The following is a 19,872-nucleotide window of genomic DNA, read 5'->3' as shown; positions in this document are numbered from 1 at the left end:
ACAGTTGTCTTTGTGGAGCGGACAATCTTAAACCTTTAAATTCCAGGTTTGCAAAGGGATTCATCCCTTTTTCACTATAGCACAGTTTAAAAAATGTTCATACTACAAGGACAGTTTACACTCTTTTTAACCATATTTAAAGTATTTTTGGATGCGCTTACATAAAAAGTCGTTCAGATTGGCAAAATTGAACGAAACCTTTCGTTGCTTTTAACGTCCCTCGTGATATAATTAGCTTTATTTTTACTAGTCACTCGTATAATCGCAGGGATATGGCCTGCAAGTTTCTACCGGATTACCGTAAATAATCCGACTATGGGCGATGGACGGATGGCGTATTGTGCGCATTCTTCTTTTTCTTTTCGTAAATTGCCCAAAGGTTATCGAATTCCTTTAATTTTAAGGATGCGAGACCGTTGGGCTTTTTTATTTCATTCGAAGGGGGAAACTATATATGAAAAGCTTAAAGAAAAAAATTCTGGAGGAAGGCCGTGTCCTATCTGACCAAGTTTTGAAGGTGGATTCGTTCCTAAATCATCAAATTGATCCGGCCTTCATGCAAGAGATTGGCAAGGAGTTTGCTGAGCGATTCGCTTCCGTAGGGATAACAAAAATTCTCACACTTGAATCATCAGGAATTGCTCCCTCTGTAATGGCGGGACTTGAAATGAACGTGCCAGTCATTTTTGCGAGAAAAAGGAAATCTTTGACAATGACAGAGGGTCTACTGACTGCCAGTGTTTACTCATTCACAAAGCAGGAAACCTCTGAGATATCCATTTCAAAAAAGTACCTGAATACGGATGATTGTGTCCTAATTATTGATGATTTCTTGGCAAATGGCCAGGCAGCCCTCGCGCTGATTCAGTTGGCTGAAGAGGCGGGAGCTAAGGTGGCGGGGCTTGGAATTGTCATCGAGAAGTCGTTCCAGGAGGGAAGAAAACTCGTTGAGAAAAAAGGTTTCTGGGTGGAATCGCTAGCCAGGATTCTCTCACTGGGAAATGGCCAGGTTACTTTTATAAATGAATAGACAACGAAAACAGTGGAATACCTTTTCAAAAAGGATTCCACTGTTTTATTTTGCGGATGTAGCAAATGTTCTGTTTGATGAAAGTTATTTCACTAAATTTTGAAAGGAGTTTCAATATACCTGAAAATAAATTCAGCCTGAGAGGAATTAATGTTCAATCCATCCGATGTGCCTTAAACACTCAATCCAGAAAGCTTTTCTCCCCAAGGCGCCATTCCCCTATCCTTGAACCCCGCGGACTTGTACAGCGCTTCTGCTGCAGAATTCTCAGGATGGTAGCAAACCATAATTAGCTTGCACCCTTCCTTCTGTTTCAGCCTATCGACCAATGCAACGAGTCCCTTTTTCCCATTTCCCCATTTCCCTTCCCCTGGCTGCCTTTATCAATCATAAACCGGTAAATCCAATAGTTATGATCATCCGAATCCAGTCCTGCCAATGCAAAACCCACCATCTTTTCTCCATCATGGATGCCCAACGCTTCGAAATGTTCGAGGAATTGAACTTCGGCAATGGAATAAAGATTGGGAGCCATATAACCCTTTTGATTGTCCTGTCCTGATAAGGCAGCGCATTCCTCCCAGTTATCTCTTGTTAGTTTAACGAGTTTCAAATTCATTTTAAATTCCCCCTTTTTTATTTAATTCTTTATTCTTCTTTATTTTCCTTTTACAGGAAGATTAAAAGGAAACAAAAAGAATGGTAGGCCTTATTATTTTCACTATGGAGTTATAGCCGATTCACTTAAAATCTTGTATGATAGGAAAATAGGTGTATTTTTAGACAAAGTGAGGAATTCGATTAAAATGGCGCTTTTAACAGTCGATAATTTAAGTCATACATTTGGGGACCGTACCCTTTTTAAAGATGTTTCCTTCCGGCTTTTGGCGGAAGATCATGTTGGCCTTGTTGGCGCGAACGGAGTCGGTAAGTCAACATTAATGAATATTATGACAAACCAGCTGATTCATGACAGCGGGAAAGTTGAATGGACATCTGGTGTTCATTATGGATATCTTGACCAACACACCGTCCTGACTGCAGGCCGGACAATGCGCGATGTTTTGCGGGACGCGTTCCTCCCTCTTTTTGAAAAGGAACGGGAATTGAACGAAGTGACGGCAAAAATGGCTGATGCGACTCCCGAGGAACTTGAAGCCTTGCTTGAACGGATGGGAGAGATCCAAGATGCCCTTGATGCGGGAGGGTTTTATACACTGGATATAAAAATAGAGGAAGCCGCGCGTGGGCTAGGCCTTGATGCGATTGGCCTTGACAGGGATGTGGCGGCGCTTAGCGGCGGGCAGCGCACGAAAGTTCTGCTTGCAAAACTTTTGTTAGAGCAGCCGCAGGTCCTTCTGCTGGACGAACCGACAAACTTTCTTGATGTCGAGCATATCCGTTGGCTCTCCGGGTATTTAAAGGAATATCCTTACGCATTTATGTTAATTTCACATGATACGGAGTTTATGAACTCAGTTTCAAATACCATTTTTCATCTCGAGTTTTCAAGGCTTACGCGTTATACCGCGACCTATGAGAAGTTTCTGGAACTCGCTGAAATAAATAAAAACCAGCATATCAACGCCTATGAAAAACAGAAGGAATTTATTAAGAAGCAGGAAGAATTTATTGCAAAAAACAAAGCACGCTATTCAACGACAGGAAGAGCGAAAAGCCGCCAGAAACAACTGGATCGCATGGAGCGGATCGACCGCCCCGAGTCTGCACTGAAGCCTACTTTTGAATTTAAAGAAGCGCGCTCAAGCAGCCGCTTTGTGTTTGAAGCAAAGGACTTGGAAATTGGCTATACCAATCCCCTATTGCCAAAAATGGACATGGTCATTGAAAAGGGCGAAAAAATCGCGATTACTGGCTGTAATGGAGTTGGTAAATCGACTTTGCTGAAAACGATGCTTGGCAAAATCGACCCGCTTGGCGGCAAAGTCGAGCGAGGTGATTTCCTCTTCCCTTCTTATTTTGAACAGGAAGTAAAAGCAATCGAAATCACGCCGATTGATGACGTGTGGAATGAGTTTCCGAGTCTTGACCAGCATCAGGTTAGGGCTGCCCTAGCACGGTGCGGATTGAAAAACGAGCATATTTCCCGCCCACTCAGCCAACTAAGCGGCGGCGAGCAGGCCAAAGTCCGCCTCTGTAAGCTGATGATGCATGAAAGCAACTGGATCCTTTTTGACGAACCTACGAACCATTTGGATGTTACCGCCAAGGCAGAACTTCAGCGGGCATTAAAAAATTACAAAGGCACGGTTGTCCTTGTCTGCCACGAGCCTGATTTTTATGAAGGCTGGGTGACCAGGGTTTGGAATGTTGAAGAATGGTCAGCTAAAGCTTAATAAGCCCACAATATTCCCTGCTGGATGGAAAAACAGCGGGGTTTTTTTTGCCCAAAAACGAGTTTATCGAAAATCTAGATAGGTTTAAATTTATCCTATCGATATTTTGAATGGTGTCTATATTGTTAATTCCGTTGTACTTTCCCCTTTTTACTATAAAATTAACAACAGTAAAACTACTAGACGAAACTGGGGGAAACTTCAATGAAAAAATGGTTGGCGTTATTGCTTACCGCAATTTTGGTCCTGTCTATGGCAGCATGCGGGAGTAAAGATGAATCTTCAAATTCTGGTGATCAAAAGGATAAAAAAAAGAGTGATGAAGTATTAAAAATCGGCGCAATACCAGATCAAAGCGCCACTGAAATGAAAACGAGCATGGATGCCGTTGCAAAGCACCTTTCCGAAGAAACAGGAATGAAAGTAGAATTTGTCCCTTCCGTTGATTATGCGGCGCTTGTCACTGCTTTTCAACGCGGGGAAATCCAGCTTGCCTTTTTTGGCGGGCTGACAGGAGTCCAGGCGAGGAATCTTGTGTCTGAAGCAGAAGCAATTGCCCAGCGTCCGAGAGATGCGGAATTCCATTCGGTATTTATTACACAGACTGATTCGGACATTCAATCCCTATCAGATGTAAGAGGAAAATCATTCACGTTTGGTAGTGAAAGTTCAACCTCTGGACATTTAATGCCCCGTTATTATTTAATGAAGGAAGGCATTGACCCTGCCAAGGATTTTGACGGGCAGCCGAATTTCTCCGGTTCCCATGACACAACCTATAAGCTGATTGAATCTGGCGCATTTAAAGCTGGTGCCCTAAATGAAGCTGTGTGGGAAACAGCCGTTAAAGAGAAAAAGGTTGATACGAATAAAGTCCGTGTATTCTACACAACTCCTGCCTACTACGACTATCATTGGACGATCAATAAAGTAGACAAGGAAACAAAGGAAAAAGTAAAGGCAGCCCTTCTTTCGATGACTCCTGAACAGCTATCAGGACTAAATATGTTTGCAACCGATCGATTTATCGAAACGAAAAATGGAAATTACGAAGCAATCGAGGAAGTGGCAAAAGAGCTGAAGATTATCAAGTAACAGGTGTGAGATAAATGGAACGAACTACGATTTTAGAAGCGAACACGATTACGAAAACTTTCGGGAAGAAGACAGCACTTTCTTCCCTTTCTTTTTTTATTCATAAGGGTGAGAAGGTTGCTTTGATTGGCCCAAGCGGAGCTGGAAAAACCACGCTTCTCAATACCATTGCCGGTATTGTGGAGCCGGATTCAGGCGAATGGATCGTAGCAGGTAAACGGAGAACGGACTACAAAAGCGGGAAAGCTTTTGCAAAAAAAGTAGGCGTGATCCGCCAGCAATTCGATCTCGTCGGCCAGCTTGCAGTGATCCACAATGTCCTGGCTGGAAGGCTTGCAGAATGGGGACTAGTTAAATCGCTCTTTTCCCTTCTCTTCCCACGGGACAAGGAAATGGCCGTCGCCGCGCTGAAACGAGTCGGTCTTGAAGATAAAATGGTTGAGGAAACTTCCACTCTTTCGGGTGGGGAACAGCAAAGGGTCGCGCTTGCCCGCCTCCTCGTCCAAAAGCCGGAAATTGTTCTGGCTGACGAACCAGTGGCGTCACTTGACCCTGCCCGCGCTGAGGATGTCTTGGCGATTTTTTCTTCGATTGTAACAGAAGAAAACCAGACACTCATTGCCAGCCTTCATTCAGTCGAGTATGCAAGGAAGTATTTTACCCGGATTATCGCGCTTAAGGATAGTAAAGTCTTTTTTGACCTCCCGACAGACCAAGTAACGGATCAGCTATTAGACGATCTTTACAAACTTGAGGGGTCCGATGGCCATGGTTAGAACGGTTATCTCTCCGCTTCGCAAACATAAGCGGTTTACATTGACAGCCATTTTAATACTGGTTTTTGCGTGGAGCCTATTTTCTGTTCAATGGAGTCCTGAACTGGTCCATGCCGGCGGCGTTGTGATGATCATTGAAATTGCAAAGGGTCTTATTTCCCCTTCCCTATCACCCGATGTGCTTCTGCTCGGACTAAAAGCATCCTGGCTGACGCTTACTTACGCAACGGCTGGGATGGCCATCGCTATCGTTTATGCTTTTATTGCAGGAGTACTTGCTTCGGGAATCCTGTCCGATGGGAGAGGCGCGAAATTTTTCAGCAGAATATTTTTCAGGGGAATCCTTGGGTTTACAAGATCCATTCATGAACTCGTCTGGGCCTGGCTGTTTGTCGCCGCAATTGGACTTTCCCCTTTTGCAGCGATATTTGCTTTAGCGATTCCATATGGCGGCATTCTCGGGAGAATATTTGCCGATATGCTAACTGACCTCCCAAGCCAGCCGATTGAGGCGCTTAAAACGTCCGGTGCATCAAGGCTGCAGCTGTTGTTCTATGGCTATCTCCCCCTTGTCCGGGCTGATTTTATCAGCTATACGATGTACAGGTATGAATGCGCAATAAGGTCATCTGCCATCATGAGCTTTGTAGGGCTTGGCGGCCTTGGCTATCAGATTCAATTGGCCCTGGCTGACCTGAAATACAATGAAGTTTGGACATATGTTTTCTTTTTGATTCTATTAGTCATTCTAATTGATGGCTGGAGCTCTCTTGTCCGCAGCGCGATGCTTGAGAAAGGAAAAAAGCGAATTTTTGTGAGCGGCAGGATTTCCGCCCTTGTGGCTGCTGTCCTCGTGATCGTCTCTTGGTGTTACATCAATATATGGGAAGGCGCAAGCTTGGCTTCTCTATTTACTAAAGAAAATGCTTTATATGGTGCTAAATTTTTCGGTGGGATGCTTGGAGTTGGCGAAGAGTCACCCGCATTCTTTCAGGCTGAAAGCTGGGGAAATGCCCTCAGGATGACACTTGAAACACTTGAAATGAGTATTATGGCAATTGGTTTTGCCACGATTGCCGCCTTCCTGACGGTTATTCCAGCAGCCAGGAATATCGCAGATGGAAGCCTGACGGCAAAGAGGCATTGGTACAGTTGGATTGTGTTTGGAATTGTCCGCATTTCCTATATTTTTTCAAGAGCCGTGCCCGAACTAGTTTGGGCAATGCTAATTGTATTTATCTTAAAGCCGGGACTTCTTCCGGGCGCGGTCGCCCTGGCGCTCCATAACTTTGGAATCATTGGTAAGCTCTGGGCGGAAGTAATTGAAGACATGGACTCAAGGCCGGTAAGGAATCTGGCCAGTGCCGGTGCCTCGAAATGGCAAAGCCTCTTTTACGGCGTTGTTCCCGCGGTCATGCCAAAATTCCTGACCTATATTCTCTACAGATGGGAAGTTATTATGAGGACAACGATTGTCGTCGGCTTTGTAGGCGCGGGCGGGCTTGGCCAGCAATTCAAACTGAGCATGAGTTTCTTCCACTATTCAGAACTCACTCTTCTGCTAATCTGTTACATGCTGCTCGTAATCATTGCCGATCTCGTATCTGAAACTGCCAGAAAATCAGTAAAATGAAAAAGACCGCCGTTGATCAAAAATCAATGGCGGTTTTTGGTATCATTCTTTTCTTCCCATTCTTCCCTCAGCAACCCCATTTTTATAGAATCATAATGATGGCCGTTGAAAAACCTGGCCTTTCTAATTCGGGCTTCCATTTTCATTCCGAGCTTTTCCCCCAGCCGTATCATTCTTTTGTTTCCAGACCAAGTTGTATAGCCAATCCGGTGAATTGGGAGTGATTCGAATAAATGTCCGACCCACAGCCTGAATGCTTCGGATCCGTAGCCCCCATTCCAAAAGGAAGGATCGTAGATGACAATGCCCACTTCCAGCCAGTTTGAAGGCTTGTGTTCCCAGTAATACGAAACGCTTCCAATTAGCCGTTCATCAGCCCAAATCCCCCATCTTGTTTCGAGACCTTCTTCTAAAAGGATTTCCATACTGATGATAAATTCATCCTTTTCGCGTTTCTTTAATGGGAAATAAGGTGCGTCCCACTTCTTCCATTCCGGGTTGTCATCTCCATAAATCCATTCCCACAATATTGGCAAGTCATCTTTTGCAAATGGTTTTAGAAGCACTTTTTCTCCACTAATCATAGCCTCTCCATAAAAGTGTTTTTTCGTACTGAGCTAATTCGCTCTCCTGCAAAATAATCCTTCATGTTTGAATCCTCCCTTACTTCATCTTAATAGATATGGAATCAAGCCGCCAAATTTTTTATAATCATTTACCGTTTAAACGCGTTTCAAAGAAATTCGTTTAGGTTGACTTTTCTTTCATAAAATATAAGATTATCTTATCTATTAAGATTGCCAGCTTTTTATGCGCTGGCTATTAGGTATTTGGTTCTGGGAGTGAGCATACATAATGGTTGATACAAAAAAGGCTTTGCCGATCTTATTTCTCGTCATGTTTCTTGTTATGGTGGGCTTCGGAATTATTATTCCTGTCCTCCCCTTCTACGCTGAAAAGCTTGGTGCCAGTCCCACGCAGCTTGGCTATCTAATGGCTGTTTATTCATCGATGCAGTTGCTCTTTGCGCCTATGTGGGGCCGAGTTTCAGACAGGATTGGCAGAAAACCTGTCATGCTTGCGGGGATTACAGGTCTGGCCATTTCTTTTTTCTTGATGGCCTTTGCAGATTCACTTTGGATGCTGTTCGCAGCCAGGATTATCGGAGGCTTTTTATCTTCGGCGAATATGCCAACGACAATGGCGTATGTGGCGGATATAACCACCCCGGAAAACCGAAGCAAAGGAATGGGCATGATTGGGGCGGCAGTTGGCCTTGGTTTTGTGTTTGGACCTGCGATCGGGGGCGTTTTTTCAAAGAACAGCCTTAGCCTCCCCTTTATTATTGCAGGCATTTCTTCGGTTGTAACTATTTTACTTGTAGCGATGTTATTGAAAGAATCTTCAACGAAAGAAAGCCGTGCCTCTGCAGTCCAGAAAAAGGCTCCTTTCCTTAAAGCGATAAAAGGCATTTCTGGTTTGCTGTTTTTCCTTCAGTTCTTTATCTCCGTGTCACTGGCAGGACTGGAATCAACATTTGCTTATTTTGCCGCTAAAAAGGCAGGGTTGAATCCGGCAAGCCTTGGATATATTTTTATGATTATGGGGCTGGCGGGAGCATTTGTCCAGGGCGGCCTGATCGGAAAATTGACCAAAAAGTTCGGTGAAGGAAAAGTCATCCAAGGAGGAATTATTGTCTCAGCAATTGGATTTTCGCTCATCTTACTCGTTAATAATTTCACGACAGCGGCGATCTTCCTGACAATATTCGGTGTTGGTAATGGTGTCATTCGTCCTAGTATTTCGTCGATACTGACAAAGACAGTCACTTCTGGGCATGGGAGTGTCACCGGGCTCCTCTCTTCTTTTGACTCGCTCGGCAGGATTATTGGCCCTCCGCTTGGAGGATTTCTGTTTTCAATTACGGCAGGACTACCATATATTAGCGGCGCGATCCTTTCCCTAATTGCATTAGGTTTTTATATCATCTACAGCAGGAAACTAAAGGAAAGTGCTTTGTCTTAATTTTTATCGAAAATGACTTTCTAATTTAATGAATGCTTCATTATAGGCAGCCGTAACTGGCTGCCTATTTGATTGTCTAGCTAAACTATAAAATACTTAATTCCCTAGTTTTGCGTGACAATCGGACTGGTTTTTTCCTGTAAGTTGTCACTCATCCGTGCTTTGCGTGACAATCGGACTGGTTTTTTGCTGTTAGTTGTCACTCATCCGTGCTTTGCGTGACAACCAGACTGGTTTTTTCCTGAAAGTTGTCACTCATCCGTGCTTTGCGTGACAACTCGACCGGTTTTTTCCTGAACGTTATCACTCATCCGTGCTTTGCGTGACAACCAGACCGGTTTTTTCCTGAACGTTGTCACTCATCCATGCTTTGCGTGACAACCAGACCGGTCTTTTCCTGAACGTTGTCACTCATCCGTGCTTTGCGTGACAATCGGACTGGTTTTTTGCTGTAAGTTGTCACTCATCCGTGCTTTGCGTGACAACCAGACCGGTTTTTTGCTGTAAGTTGTCACTCATCCGTGTTTTGCGTGACAACCAGACTGGTTTTTTGCTGTAAGTTGTCACTCATCCGTGCTTTGCGTGACAACCAGACTGGTTTTTTCCTGAAAGTTGTCACTCATCCATACTTTTGCTGTCGCGAAAGAGCCAGATCAGTATACTATTCTAGAGACAATACAATAAAAGATTCTTTTTTCTCTTTGTACGTTTGAATTTGTAGAGTATTTCTTCAACGCCTGAAAAGGGAAGGAATTCCTTGTTCTTGTCTTAAATCTTGTCCTCCTGCATATAGTTTAAAGAATATGTCTAACTGGAGGAATGTTTATGGACCGTTTAAAAGGCTTATCTTTAGTTGGTCTGGGATTAGTACTCGTGACTTCTGCTTATCTGGATTCACCCTATTCCATTCTCAACAATGACTATTATTATAAAACAGAAGGGGTAAGACAAACGAATGCTTTCCTTCAAAAGCCAGTGCGTAATCTTGTTGAGTACGAAATGAAACTAGAGGACATACAGCAAAGGAACGGCTTGATCATCGAAACATATAGAGAATATGAAGTAAAAAAAGATAATGAAGGAAAGATTATTGAAAGTAAACCAACCTCCAAATTAGAGGAAATTAAGTACAGGGATGCTGCTTTTGGACTGGAACCTTAGGGAACTTCTTGGGGTGGCTGTCCTTTTTTTATAAGGTTATTGAAAAAGTAGTGCGGCCTTTATATATATTTTGCTATAATAATAATAATGAGGCTCAATTGAGGAGGTGAACGATAAGCAATGAGAATGATGATTTATTTTAGTTTGTTAGTTTCCGCATTGGTTTGCTCATTGATTCACGTTTTTAGGCAATCAAAATTGGAAACATCTCCAGGAGAAATTGTCCTGCATGCCTTTTTCCTGAGTTTTACTTTCATCGGAATTTCAAGCCTCTGGTGGATCTTGACAGTGAAAAGTGAAATGAACCAGGCTTTTGGGGTATTATTCAATGGGCTCTTTTTAGGTTTGGTGACACATATGAGTATGCGCCTCGCTTTTTATTTAAACAGACATAGGGATACCAACGCCAAAGTCCGGAATAGCCATGATTATCCACATTATATTTAGAATTGAGTATACATTAACCGGACTCTCGTAAAGTGGATTCAACGGACTTGCATGTCGGGAAGAGCGGTTTCCCTAAGCTTTCGGGTATAGTTGCTGACGAGATGTGATTGATTAATAGAATCCCAGCTGCAGACGCTTTCCGAAGCCGCTCAACTTTACATAGTATCATCATCCCCCATACTTTCCTCTATCCTCACTATTCCAATATAAAGAAAAAGGCATCCATGAACATATGGATGCCACGTTTATAAGTTATCTATCCTGGTAATTGTGCTGCTCTTCAATCCGTCCTTCATCATTATGGATATAGACCATTGTGCCAGCTTCTTCAGCGAGCCTTTTCGCTTCTTTCACTGCTTCTGACCTCGAATCTGCCGTCATCTCGGGCTCGTCCTGGCCTTCCCGCTTTACAGCCCAACCTTCTTCATCATGTGGGACGACATGAAAACGGGCTTCGTCCGTCCCTGCGCGTTCTTTAAAAAATTGTGCTTGTTCCTCAGAATGGATATGATCATTCTTTTTATTAGCCAATGCATTTCCTCCTCTATCTACTTTACTATGCTCTACCCTTTTCTTAATGGATTAAAAACAGGAATATTTTTCTTCAAGTTAATACCTGGTTGAACTGCCTAACTTTCCTTTTCTGCCTCAGTTACAATTGCGGGCATCTTAATACCCCTTTCATTTAACAGGCTTGCAATTGAGTGGCGCAGTTCACTTTCAACTCTCTCTTTGATTTCAAAGTTCGTAACCGGAAGTTCAATCATAAAGTCCATCGCGCTGTTTCTGAAGTCAACAAACCGTATTTCTTGATGCGGCGATTCCAGAATCCCCGCACAATTTTGATTCACGTAGTCAACCGCTTCCTCCAGCAGCCGTTGAACTATCTTGGAGTCTTCCCCATAGCTGACACTTACCTTTACGAGTGCCCTCATCTCCGCTGTTGTTCTGTTCTTAATAATATGCTCGATAAAATACTGGTTAGGGATAATCAGGTTGCCTTCCTTAGCCGTTCGAACAAGCGTCGACCTTAAGCGAATCTTCTCCACTCTGCCAATTTTATCGTCAATTTCAATGACCTCGCCAACTTCCACCGGCCGTTCAAAAAGCATGATGATTCCAGATACAAAGTTCCCGGCCACGTTCCTCATTCCGAAACCGATTCCAATCCCTAAAACGCCAAATACTGCCCCAAGAGCTGTCAAATCAATTCCTACACGTGTAAAACTGAATGCGAGAGCAGCAATCATCACAACATAATAAATCATTTGGCTAATTGTATATCCTAGCCCTCTGTCAATGTTGTAATGCTCATAAAAGTTTGTAAGAACATATTTGGTAAATAGCTTCACTATCCTATTAGCAAAACTGACAATCATGAAAGCGGTAATAATTAGAAAAAAAGTGACTTTTACTTCTCCTTTTGAGTAAAGGGTTTTAAACATCCAATCCGTTTCAGAGAAATACGTAATGAATAGTAAAATGATGGAGTAAAAGGTTATCCAGTTGATAAGGGAGTTAACAGCGGGTATATACCTTTTATTAAGCTTTGGCCTTTTAATAGCTAGCACTTTAGCAATCCCTTTAATCAGCCAATTAACAAAAAGAATCAAACCTGTATAGAAAAGGAAAAGCAAAATATTCCATAGTGTAAAATCCTTAAAAAGCAGCTCGATCTCTTTCATTGCACCCACCCATTAAGACAATTATACAAACCTATACCTATAAGGGGTGTCGGCTAAACCTTGGCGGATATCACTGCTTTAACTAGAAACCTTGAATTTACAAAGAAAAACAGGCCAGTTATTCCAGCCCGCCCGTTTTTAATGAGGTTTTAAAACAACTTTTATACAATCATCCATTTTCGTGTCGAACAGCTCATACCCTCTCTTTGCTTCTTCAAGCGGGAGAATATGGGTCACGACATCTCCGGGGTCAACTTTACCGGCCGCAACCAGGTCATACAAATAAGGCATATACGGAATAACAGGTGCCTGGCCCATTTTAATATCAATGTTTTTGTTGAAAAAATCTCCTAATGGAAATGCATTGTATCTGGCGCCGTAAGCACCGGTGAGCTGAACAGTTCCGCCCTTCCTCGCCGCCTGCGAAGCCATGATGACCGGGCCAAGTGTTCCGCCCTGCAGTTTAAGCCCAGTTGCCAGAAACTCCATTGGTGTCATCTTGCCGTCCATTCCGACCGCATCAATGACTACATCGGCCCCTCCCTTTGTTAATTCGTATAAATACTCACCTGTGTTCTCGTATTTTTCAAAATTAACTGTTTCAACTTTATTTGTTCTTTTTGCATGCTCAAGCCTGTAATCGATGTAATCAACGGCTATTACCCGCTTGGCCCCTTTCATCCAGGCGAATTTTTGGGAGAGTAAACCTACAGGACCGCATCCCAGAACAACGACGGTGTCGCCTTTCTTTACACCTGCATGGTCGACCGACCAATAAGCTGTTGCCATTGCATCAGCGATTAAAACCAATTTTTCATCCTCGACTTCACAATTATCCGGTATGCGAAATGGGGTGAAGTTGCCAAATGGAACTTTCATATATTGAGCCTGGCCTCCGGGGTGGCCGCCGAAGGTTTCAGAATAACCGAAAAATCCACCGCCGTCCCCATGGGGGTTGGAATTATCACATTGGCTAGTCAAGTCATGCTCGCAAAACCAGCAATGGCCGCAGGCAACGTTGAAAGGAATAATGACCCTGTCCCCCTTTTTTACTTTTGTTACTTCGGGGCCTGTTTCCTCGACAATTCCCAACGGTTCATGCCCAATAATATAATCGGCGGGCGTATTCGGAATCATCCCGTGAATAAGGTGCAGGTCCGATCCGCATATGGCTGACGTGGTTACCTTAACAATAATATCATCTGCTTTTTCAATTATCGGGTCGGAAACCTCTTTTACTTCAACATCTTTAATACCTTGATAAGTGACTGCTTTCATCTAGTTCCCTCCTCCCATTAATAATTAGGCGTGGCAAAGGTTCCGAGCCTGTCTGTATCGGTTGGATAAAGATTCATATCTCCGATTGCCAAAGCCATGTCCACCGATTTAATATCGAGTTCCACTTGCTTGCCCGGGTCATAGGGATAAAGCCATCCTTTTGCCATCATTAAATTGGAAAGTTCCTCGTGCAAGTCAATTGCTTCCATTAGCTGCCTTTCCATAACCGCCTTAAGCTCCGGACTGGAAGCCTCAGTGATTGCAAAACCGTAATTTCGTATCCCGGTTTTAACTGTCAGCAAAAAATCCATCGCAAAGGATGCATCAGCCATTTTAGGCATCCCTTCTGCATACTTTGGATCCAAATAATCCTGGTTCACTAATGCTTCCTCCCGTTCGAAATTTTACTGGCCCCGATATATAGGGACTTTAACTCATTCAGCGCCGTAATGGACTGCTGGACATCCTTTTCCATCAATGCTTTTAACTCATTATCAAAACATATGCCCTGCATAAGCTTCGAACGTACGAGACAGATTGTTTTGAAGTTGATCAACTCATGGGTATCAAATGTTTCATGCCTGGCCAAGTTGTTTTCATTCACCGTAAATACCTCCAGGTTTCCCTAATCAGATTTAGTTTTTCAATGCGGCTTGCTAAATATGCAAGATGGATAAACGTAAAGAGGAATAATGATATTTAGTATGCGCAAGATAAAATGGAGTTAACAAAATTGGAGGATTTTTTTGGAGGAGGAAAGACTTGACGAAGAATTTAGGAACACATGAAGCCCTGGAATTGCATGAATACCTTGTGTTTAAAAATATTACTCTTACTAAATCGGCCACAATGAGTAAACTTGTTCAGGATGGTGAATTGAAAACGATATTGGAACAAGATGCCGAGATGGGGGTCCGCCATATCGAAACACTTCAGCAGTTCATCGCGAACAGGGGGATGCAGCAGTGAACCAATTCATTCAAAAAATGGTAGGGATGAGCGGAATGACAGACCAAGTTATTGCCTCCGATTTTTTAATCTCTACAAAATCGGGTGTCAGAAACTTGGCGGCAATCATAGCCGAAACAGCAACACCGGAATTGAGGGCAGCACTGAAAGAGCAATTGAAGGATGCGATCCGTACGCACACAGCAATCAGTGACTATATGATTGCAAAAGGATATTATCTTCCAAATGATCTGAACGGACAATTCAGCGTTGATTTGAACGCAGCTGAAACAGCAATTCAACTAGGTGAAAAGTAAAAAGGAGGCTAAATGAATAGCCTCCTTTCAGTTAGAACACCTTATTTATTTTTGGCAAAAACGGTATCGGCCTTTTTGCTCACAGCAACCTCGTAAAGCTCGAACAGGATACCGTACAGGAACGATACTAGGAACATGGATGCAATCATGTCCGGCACAACATGCTGTTTGACAAACAGTGTCGATATGATGATGAGAGAGCCGGCTATATGGATAAACATCGTATTTATAGGATGTTTATCATATATATGCCGGGAACCAAGCATAATCGCGAACGTTGTCAGGACGTGTATACTGGGAAAACAATTGTATGGTTCGTCGTTTGCATAAATAAACTTGACCATTTCTATCAAAAAGCCGTCGCCATGCAACTGCGGCCTTGGAACGATCGTCTGGAAAAAGAAATAAACCAGGAAGCAAATAATCTCCCCTACTACAATCAGGATTAACGTTTTCAAATAGACTTTCGTGTCCTTAAAGCAAAAATAGACAAGATAGAAAAAAACATATCCATACCAAAAGATATAGGGAATGATGAAAATAGGCAAAAATGGGATCATTCCGTCTGCGGCAGTCGAAATATGGACCGCCTCCCGCGGATGAGTATTCAGGAATTTGTAAACCATGCCGAGTAAAGGCATGACAAGCAAAAATAGCAAATATGGAGATTTCTTAATATACGTATTCATAAAGATAAACGGGCTCCCCCCAATTTGTTATTTATGCCTTCTTACCCTTTGTCCCCAATCATAAAGCGTTATTATTATAACATAAAATACCCTTAATTGTTGTAATTTTCCACTAAAAATGAAAAAAAAGCAACCTGTTTGGCTGCTTTTCGTCAAGTTACTCCTCTATCGCCTGGCCTTCCTCGACGATATGGTAAAGGAGATGTGCGAGATGATGGATTGGACCGTATGTCTCTTCCTCTTCCTCTTCTTCTACGCTAGTTTCCTCGTTGAATTCCAAATCATTCAAGTAAAGCGCCATGAATTCATAAAAATCCTTCATTGCAAAAGAATAACATGCACTTGGATCTTCGCTCTCTTCTTCATATTGGAGAATGAGATGGGAAACAGTCCCGTCTACATCTTCGGCGTCAAAAAATATAAAAAAGCCGATATTCGTATCCAATTCGAAAAGATGCCTAGTGCCTCCTTCGGTCGCCTTTTGATAATCTGCTTCGTTCAGTTTTTGTATTTGCATTGTATCGACGTTGTCCTCTTTATGGAAACTAACGACAAAAGATTGCATAATAAATTTCCTCCTTTTATTCATATCTCACCATGTAAATATACCCCTAAAAGGAAGATGTTATCCGGATTCATACAATTCTGCCCAGCCTCCACATCGGTTAATTGAAATGGAAACATTCTCAGGCTTAAGCCCCGTTAAAAAATTATTGGGAGAATAATAAATTAATTACTTAAATCTGGTTTAAATGGTAAAATGATAGGAAAGATTTAAAAATAAAATCTGAAAAGGAACTACGATTCTATGAGTAAAAAAAAGATTGCCTGGGTTACAGACAGCACAGTATATTTAACGGACAAACTAAAAGCCAGCCCCGACGTTTATGTAGTCCCGCTTGAAATCATTTTTGGCGATGAAGCTTTTGAGGATGGTATTACCCTGAAAACTGATGAATTATATAATCGTATTAACAATGAAAAGAACGTTCCTAAAACCTCCCAGCCATCATCAGGGAAGTTCGCGGCTCTTTTCGAAAAACTGAAAGAGAATTACGATCATGCGGTGGCCGTCCATATTTCTTCCAAACTTAGCGGCACTCTTTCTAGTTGTATAGCAGGTGCTGAACTAGCCGGTTTTCCTTTGGAACCGGTTGATTCAAAATCATTGTCTTATGCAATCACAGCTCTTATTGAAAAGGGAATTGAGCTTGAAAAGTCAGGGCTTGGTGCTACTGACATCGCTATGAATCTAAGAGATGAAGCAAGCAATTCGCAAAATTATATGCTTCTCGGTAATTTGGATCAGTTCTACAAAGGAGGCAGGATGTCCGGCACGCAATATCTTCTTGGCAGCATCCTGAAAATAAAGCCGATTATTCGGATCAATACAAATGGTGAGTTCGAGCTTTTTGAAAAGGTCAGGTCAGAAAAAAAGGCATCCGCCAGGCTTGTTGAGCTCTTTGGCGAAGCATACGCGCAAAAACGGATTCAAGAAGTGTGGGTGATGCATGGCAACGTGCCAGATAAGGCGAGGGAAATGGAAACCGCCCTCAAAGCGGCGTTCCCAGGGCTTAAAACATCCATCGGTGAAATCAGTTCCACTATTGCGGCCCATGCCGGTGAAGGAACACTAGCAATCATTTGGCAAAACGAGGCTTAATAGCTCGAAAAAAAGAAGGTTTCCGCCTAAGGGAAACCTTCTTTTGCACTGGATAAGGAATATCCTCAAGTCCACGAATACATATAATTTTTATCCTCTATTTCCGCAGCCTTTTTAAAAACCTTCAGCGGGCGGAACGTATCAATCATGACCGCCAACTCAAGTGTCTCTTTTTTGCCTATGCTGGCTTCCGTCTTGCCAGGATGGGGCCCATGAGGAATCCCGCTTGGATGAAGGCTGATCGATCCTTCTTTAATCCCTTTTCTGCTCATAAAATTCCCTTCCACATAATAAAGCATTTCATCGCTGTTCACATTGCTATGAAAATACGGAGCAGGAATGGCCTCCGGATGATAGTCGTAAAGCCGCGGGACAAAGGAGCAGATAACAAAATTGTGCCCTTCAAACGTCTGGTGGACTGGCGGCGGCTGGTGAATCCTGCCTGTGATCGGTTCAAAATCCTCAATGTTGAATGCCCACGGATACAAGTAGCCGTCCCAACCGACAACATCAAATGGATGATGCCCCAGTATATGCTCGTGCATATACCCTCTCGTCTTCGTCAGGACTTCGAACTCCCCTTTTTCAGAAAAAGTATCCAGTTTCTCCGGTCCTCTCAGGTCACGCTCGCAAAACGGGCTATGCTCAAGCAGTTGGCCATATTCATTTCGATAACGCTTTGGTGTTGTGATTTGAGAGAATGACTCAACAAACAGAATTTTTGTCTCAGATTCAGGGATTATCCTGTATATTGTGCCAATTGGGATGACGAGGTAGTCACCTCTCCGGTAGGAAAGCGTGCCGAACATCGTTTCAAGCTTACCGCTGCCGTAATGGACATAGAGCATTTCATCGCCGTCACCATTCCGGTAATACCTTTCCATCGGTTTATCCGCGTTTGCCGTTCCTATCAATAAATCACTGTTTCCCATTAAGTATTCCCTGCTGGTCAGGGCATCACCCGTTTTCATAATTTCCGGAGTATAAAAATGTCTGTGCCTTAGTGGTCCCTGTTCCTCGTACTCCGGCAGAAACGGAATGACTTTATTCGCTCTAACTACCTCAGTTGGCATGTGTTCATGATATAGAATCGACTGGGTTCCCGAGAAGCCTTTTGTCCCCATTACCTGCTCCCTGTAGAGCGATCCATCTACTTTTTTAAACATCGTATGCCTTTTCTGGGGAATTTTCCCCATTTGTCGGTAAAACACTCCCTCACCCCTTTTCACCAACAATTTTATTCTTCAAAACTCCCAGATTTTCGATTTTGAGCTCAACAAGATCACCTGGTCTGAGCCAGCGATGCACTTCCTCCCCCAACTCCAGGATACAGCCGGTCCCAACCGTTCCTGACCCAATCATTTCGCCAGGGTAAAGGGTTGTTCCTGTCGATGCTCGTTCAATCATTTCAGCAAATGAAAAATGAATATCCTTGAAATTCCCCTCTGAAATCAACTTACCGTTCACGGAAGCGCTCATTTTCAAGTCATAGCCCTTTCCGGTTTGCAGCCCAACCAGCTCGTCGGCAGTCAGAACCCATGGGCCAATCGACGTCGCAAAATCTTTTCCTTTCGCGGGGCCAAGACCCACTTTCATTTCCTTCTGCTGAAAATCACGGGCGCTCCAGTCATTAAGGATACAATAGCCAAAAATATGCTTCTCTGCTTTCTCGGCGATGATATCTTTCCCTTTCTTCCCGATTACGCATGCTATTTCAAGCTCGTAGTCAAGCTTCGTGCAGCCGGGCGGCCGTTCAATTTCTTCACCAGGTCCGCGAAAGGCAAGATGATTCGAGAAATAAAAAACAGGCATCTCATACCATTCTGGAACCATATCCAAGCCCCTGTTTTTTCGGGCTGTTTTCACATGCTGCTCGAATGCATAAAAATCCCTGAAACTTAGCGGGTTTGGCAATGGTGCCAGCAGCCTGACAGATTCTAGCGGGTACACTCCAGGTGAGTCCGGGTGAAGCTGAAGTGATTTTGCTTTTTTCTGATTCACGGCAGAATCAGCGAGAAACTCAAGCATGGTTTTAGGTAATTCCCTTTTAGATGCCTCATGCATATCAACGGCAAATCGGCCATCGAAAATCCAGCCGGCTGCGGTCTGTCCGTTCTGTTTTCGAAAGGTAATAAACCTCATTTTCCATCACCCTGCTGAACGATCCGTTTTATTTCAAATATGGAAGCTAGCGGTCTAGTATAAATATTACCGGCCATTCGCCCGATAGGATTAAGTTGGTCTGTCAGGATTCTTCCCCGGTCATAAAGGTGGTCATCAACATGGATATGAACAACTTTTCCAACGACAAGGCTTCCTGAGCCAGGCTGATTTCCATAATGATGGACTTCGTACAGTTCGCATTCGAGATGAACCTTGGCTTCTTTTATTCTTGGCGGCTGAACTTTTGCAGAAGGTTCTTTTGTAAGACCCGAAACTTCAAACTCGTCAACATCAGAAGGGAATTCAGTCGCACATACGTTCATTTTTTCCGCGATTCCTTCGCTGACAATGTTAATTACAAACTCTTGGGTTTCTTCTATATTTAGCAAAGTATCCTTTTTGGCGCCATCGCTTCCCCTCCTCATAGGTGAAAAGCAGACGAGCATCGGATCAGCACTAATCACGGTGAAAAAACTGAAAGGCGCGGCGTTCGCAATCCCAGCTTTATTCATTGTCGAGACAAAGGCTATTGGCCGCGGCAAAACAGAGCCAATGAGTAGTTTATACGCATCCCTCCACTGCATTGTTTCAGGAGTAAAGTCCAT

The 19,872-nt window shown here is 43.2% G+C and carries 24 protein-coding genes and 1 riboswitch; of the genes, 11 read left to right on the top strand and 13 right to left on the bottom strand.

The features are described from left to right. Positions 1-234: 234 nt before the first annotated feature. Positions 235-336, top strand: a riboswitch (purine riboswitch). A 118-nt stretch (positions 337-454) separates the two neighbouring features. Further along, positions 455-1,030: a xanthine phosphoribosyltransferase gene (locus tag D1B31_RS05700; protein ID WP_118919787.1), complete on the top strand. Its 576-nt coding sequence runs from the start codon at positions 455-457 to the stop codon at positions 1,028-1,030. A gap of 173 nt (positions 1,031-1,203) precedes the next feature. On the opposite strand, the gene D1B31_RS24135 is transcribed toward D1B31_RS05700, so the two are convergent. Further along, the gene (locus D1B31_RS24135; RefSeq protein WP_158587472.1) at positions 1,204-1,359 is read right to left on the bottom strand and encodes an N-acetyltransferase; all 156 of its coding nucleotides are present in this window, start codon (positions 1,357-1,359) and stop codon (positions 1,204-1,206) included. Further along, positions 1,344-1,649, bottom strand: coding sequence for a hypothetical protein (locus D1B31_RS05695; RefSeq protein WP_118919786.1), 306 nt, complete (start codon positions 1,647-1,649; stop codon positions 1,344-1,346). Before D1B31_RS05695 ends, D1B31_RS24135 begins: the two co-directional genes overlap by 16 nt. A 187-nt stretch (positions 1,650-1,836) precedes the next feature. Here D1B31_RS05695 and D1B31_RS05690 point away from each other — a divergent pair, with 187 nt between their 5' ends. From D1B31_RS05690 to D1B31_RS05675, 4 genes are all read left to right on the top strand, one after another. Beyond that, positions 1,837-3,387: an ABC-F family ATP-binding cassette domain-containing protein gene (locus D1B31_RS05690; protein WP_118919785.1), complete on the top strand. Its 1,551-nt coding sequence runs from the start codon at positions 1,837-1,839 to the stop codon at positions 3,385-3,387. A gap of 204 nt (positions 3,388-3,591) precedes the next feature. Beyond that, a complete protein-coding gene (locus D1B31_RS05685) occupies positions 3,592-4,482 on the top strand; it encodes a putative selenate ABC transporter substrate-binding protein (RefSeq protein ID WP_118919784.1) in 891 nt (296 codons plus the stop codon). 14 nt (positions 4,483-4,496) lie between these two features. After that, on the top strand, positions 4,497-5,258 hold the full coding sequence (locus D1B31_RS05680) for a phosphonate ABC transporter ATP-binding protein (protein ID WP_118919783.1): 762 nt from the start codon (positions 4,497-4,499) through the stop codon (positions 5,256-5,258). Continuing rightward, positions 5,251-6,891 (top strand): PhnE/PtxC family ABC transporter permease, encoded by a 1,641-nt coding sequence (locus D1B31_RS05675; protein ID WP_118919782.1) that lies wholly within the window; start codon positions 5,251-5,253, stop codon positions 6,889-6,891. Before D1B31_RS05680 ends, D1B31_RS05675 begins: the two co-directional genes overlap by 8 nt. Before the next feature lie 23 nt (positions 6,892-6,914). On the opposite strand, the gene D1B31_RS05670 is transcribed toward D1B31_RS05675, so the two are convergent. Beyond that, a complete protein-coding gene (locus D1B31_RS05670) occupies positions 6,915-7,475 on the bottom strand; it encodes a GNAT family N-acetyltransferase (RefSeq protein ID WP_118919781.1) in 561 nt (186 codons plus the stop codon). 271 nt (positions 7,476-7,746) lie between these two features. Between D1B31_RS05670 and D1B31_RS05665 the strand changes: the two genes are divergently transcribed. The 3 genes from D1B31_RS05665 (at position 7,747) to D1B31_RS05655 (ending at position 10,524) form a co-directional block, all read left to right on the top strand. Then, positions 7,747-8,916 carry an MFS transporter gene (locus D1B31_RS05665; RefSeq protein WP_118919780.1) on the top strand — a complete coding sequence of 390 codons (1,170 nt, stop codon included), beginning with the start codon at positions 7,747-7,749 and terminating at the stop codon, positions 8,914-8,916. An 825-nt stretch (positions 8,917-9,741) separates the two neighbouring features. Next, positions 9,742-10,077: a hypothetical protein gene (locus tag D1B31_RS05660; protein ID WP_118919779.1), complete on the top strand. Its 336-nt coding sequence runs from the start codon at positions 9,742-9,744 to the stop codon at positions 10,075-10,077. A 120-nt stretch (positions 10,078-10,197) separates the two neighbouring features. Beyond that, entirely contained in the window at positions 10,198-10,524 is a 327-nt protein-coding gene (locus D1B31_RS05655) for a hypothetical protein (RefSeq protein ID WP_118919778.1), read from the top strand. Positions 10,525-10,776: 252 nt separating this feature from the next. On the opposite strand, the gene D1B31_RS05650 is transcribed toward D1B31_RS05655, so the two are convergent. From D1B31_RS05650 to D1B31_RS05630, 5 genes are all read right to left on the bottom strand, one after another. Next, on the bottom strand, positions 10,777-11,055 hold the full coding sequence (locus D1B31_RS05650) for a DUF2188 domain-containing protein (RefSeq protein ID WP_118919777.1): 279 nt from the start codon (positions 11,053-11,055) through the stop codon (positions 10,777-10,779). Positions 11,056-11,153: 98 nt separating this feature from the next. Further along, complete coding sequence (locus D1B31_RS05645) at positions 11,154-12,209, bottom strand: mechanosensitive ion channel family protein (protein WP_118919776.1); 1,056 nt, start codon at positions 12,207-12,209, stop codon at positions 11,154-11,156. Between the two features lie 138 nt (positions 12,210-12,347). Further along, the gene (locus D1B31_RS05640) at positions 12,348-13,487 is read right to left on the bottom strand and encodes a zinc-dependent alcohol dehydrogenase (RefSeq protein WP_118919775.1); all 1,140 of its coding nucleotides are present in this window, start codon (positions 13,485-13,487) and stop codon (positions 12,348-12,350) included. Positions 13,488-13,504: 17 nt separating this feature from the next. After that, positions 13,505-13,867, bottom strand: coding sequence for a spore coat protein (locus tag D1B31_RS05635; protein WP_118919774.1), 363 nt, complete (start codon positions 13,865-13,867; stop codon positions 13,505-13,507). Continuing rightward, on the bottom strand, positions 13,867-14,091 hold the full coding sequence (locus D1B31_RS05630; protein WP_118919773.1) for a spore coat protein: 225 nt from the start codon (positions 14,089-14,091) through the stop codon (positions 13,867-13,869). Before D1B31_RS05630 ends, D1B31_RS05635 begins: the two co-directional genes overlap by 1 nt. A 158-nt stretch (positions 14,092-14,249) precedes the next feature. On the opposite strand from D1B31_RS05630, the gene D1B31_RS05625 reads away from it, so the two are divergent. Next, on the top strand, positions 14,250-14,456 hold the full coding sequence (locus D1B31_RS05625; protein WP_118919772.1) for a hypothetical protein: 207 nt from the start codon (positions 14,250-14,252) through the stop codon (positions 14,454-14,456). Continuing rightward, entirely contained in the window at positions 14,453-14,752 is a 300-nt protein-coding gene (locus D1B31_RS05620; protein ID WP_118919771.1) for a spore coat protein, read from the top strand. Before D1B31_RS05625 ends, D1B31_RS05620 begins: the two co-directional genes overlap by 4 nt. 41 nt (positions 14,753-14,793) lie before the next feature. Here D1B31_RS05620 and D1B31_RS05615 read toward each other — a convergent pair whose 3' ends face one another. Both D1B31_RS05615 and D1B31_RS05610 read right to left on the bottom strand, forming a co-directional pair. Continuing rightward, a complete protein-coding gene (locus D1B31_RS05615; RefSeq protein ID WP_118919770.1) occupies positions 14,794-15,441 on the bottom strand; it encodes a phosphatase PAP2 family protein in 648 nt (215 codons plus the stop codon). Between the two features lie 157 nt (positions 15,442-15,598). Next, the gene (locus D1B31_RS05610) at positions 15,599-16,006 is read right to left on the bottom strand and encodes a cytosolic protein (RefSeq protein ID WP_118919769.1); all 408 of its coding nucleotides are present in this window, start codon (positions 16,004-16,006) and stop codon (positions 15,599-15,601) included. A 243-nt stretch (positions 16,007-16,249) separates the two neighbouring features. Here D1B31_RS05610 and D1B31_RS05605 point away from each other — a divergent pair, with 243 nt between their 5' ends. Beyond that, positions 16,250-17,104, top strand: a complete 855-nt coding sequence (locus D1B31_RS05605) for a DegV family protein (protein WP_118919768.1) — start codon at positions 16,250-16,252, stop codon at positions 17,102-17,104. 65 nt (positions 17,105-17,169) lie between these two features. Here D1B31_RS05605 and D1B31_RS05600 read toward each other — a convergent pair whose 3' ends face one another. Genes D1B31_RS05600 through D1B31_RS05590 form a run of 3 tightly spaced genes read right to left on the bottom strand, consistent with a single transcriptional unit; the run spans position 17,170 to position 19,872 of the window. Continuing rightward, positions 17,170-18,315 carry a homogentisate 1,2-dioxygenase gene (locus D1B31_RS05600; RefSeq protein ID WP_118919767.1) on the bottom strand — a complete coding sequence of 382 codons (1,146 nt, stop codon included), beginning with the start codon at positions 18,313-18,315 and terminating at the stop codon, positions 17,170-17,172. Positions 18,316-18,319: 4 nt separating this feature from the next. Continuing rightward, a complete protein-coding gene (locus D1B31_RS05595; protein ID WP_118919766.1) occupies positions 18,320-19,246 on the bottom strand; it encodes a fumarylacetoacetate hydrolase family protein in 927 nt (308 codons plus the stop codon). Continuing rightward, the gene (locus tag D1B31_RS05590) at positions 19,243-19,872 is read right to left on the bottom strand and encodes a flavin reductase family protein (RefSeq protein ID WP_118919765.1); all 630 of its coding nucleotides are present in this window, start codon (positions 19,870-19,872) and stop codon (positions 19,243-19,245) included. The genes D1B31_RS05595 and D1B31_RS05590 overlap by 4 nt, the downstream gene beginning before the upstream one ends.

Source organism: Neobacillus notoginsengisoli, assembly GCF_003515685.1.
Classification (GTDB): Bacteria; Bacillota; Bacilli; order Bacillales; family Cytobacillaceae; genus Bacillus_D; species Bacillus_D notoginsengisoli.
The sequence above is the reverse complement of the archived record's forward strand: the minus strand, read 5'-3'. Positions and strand labels throughout refer to the sequence as shown.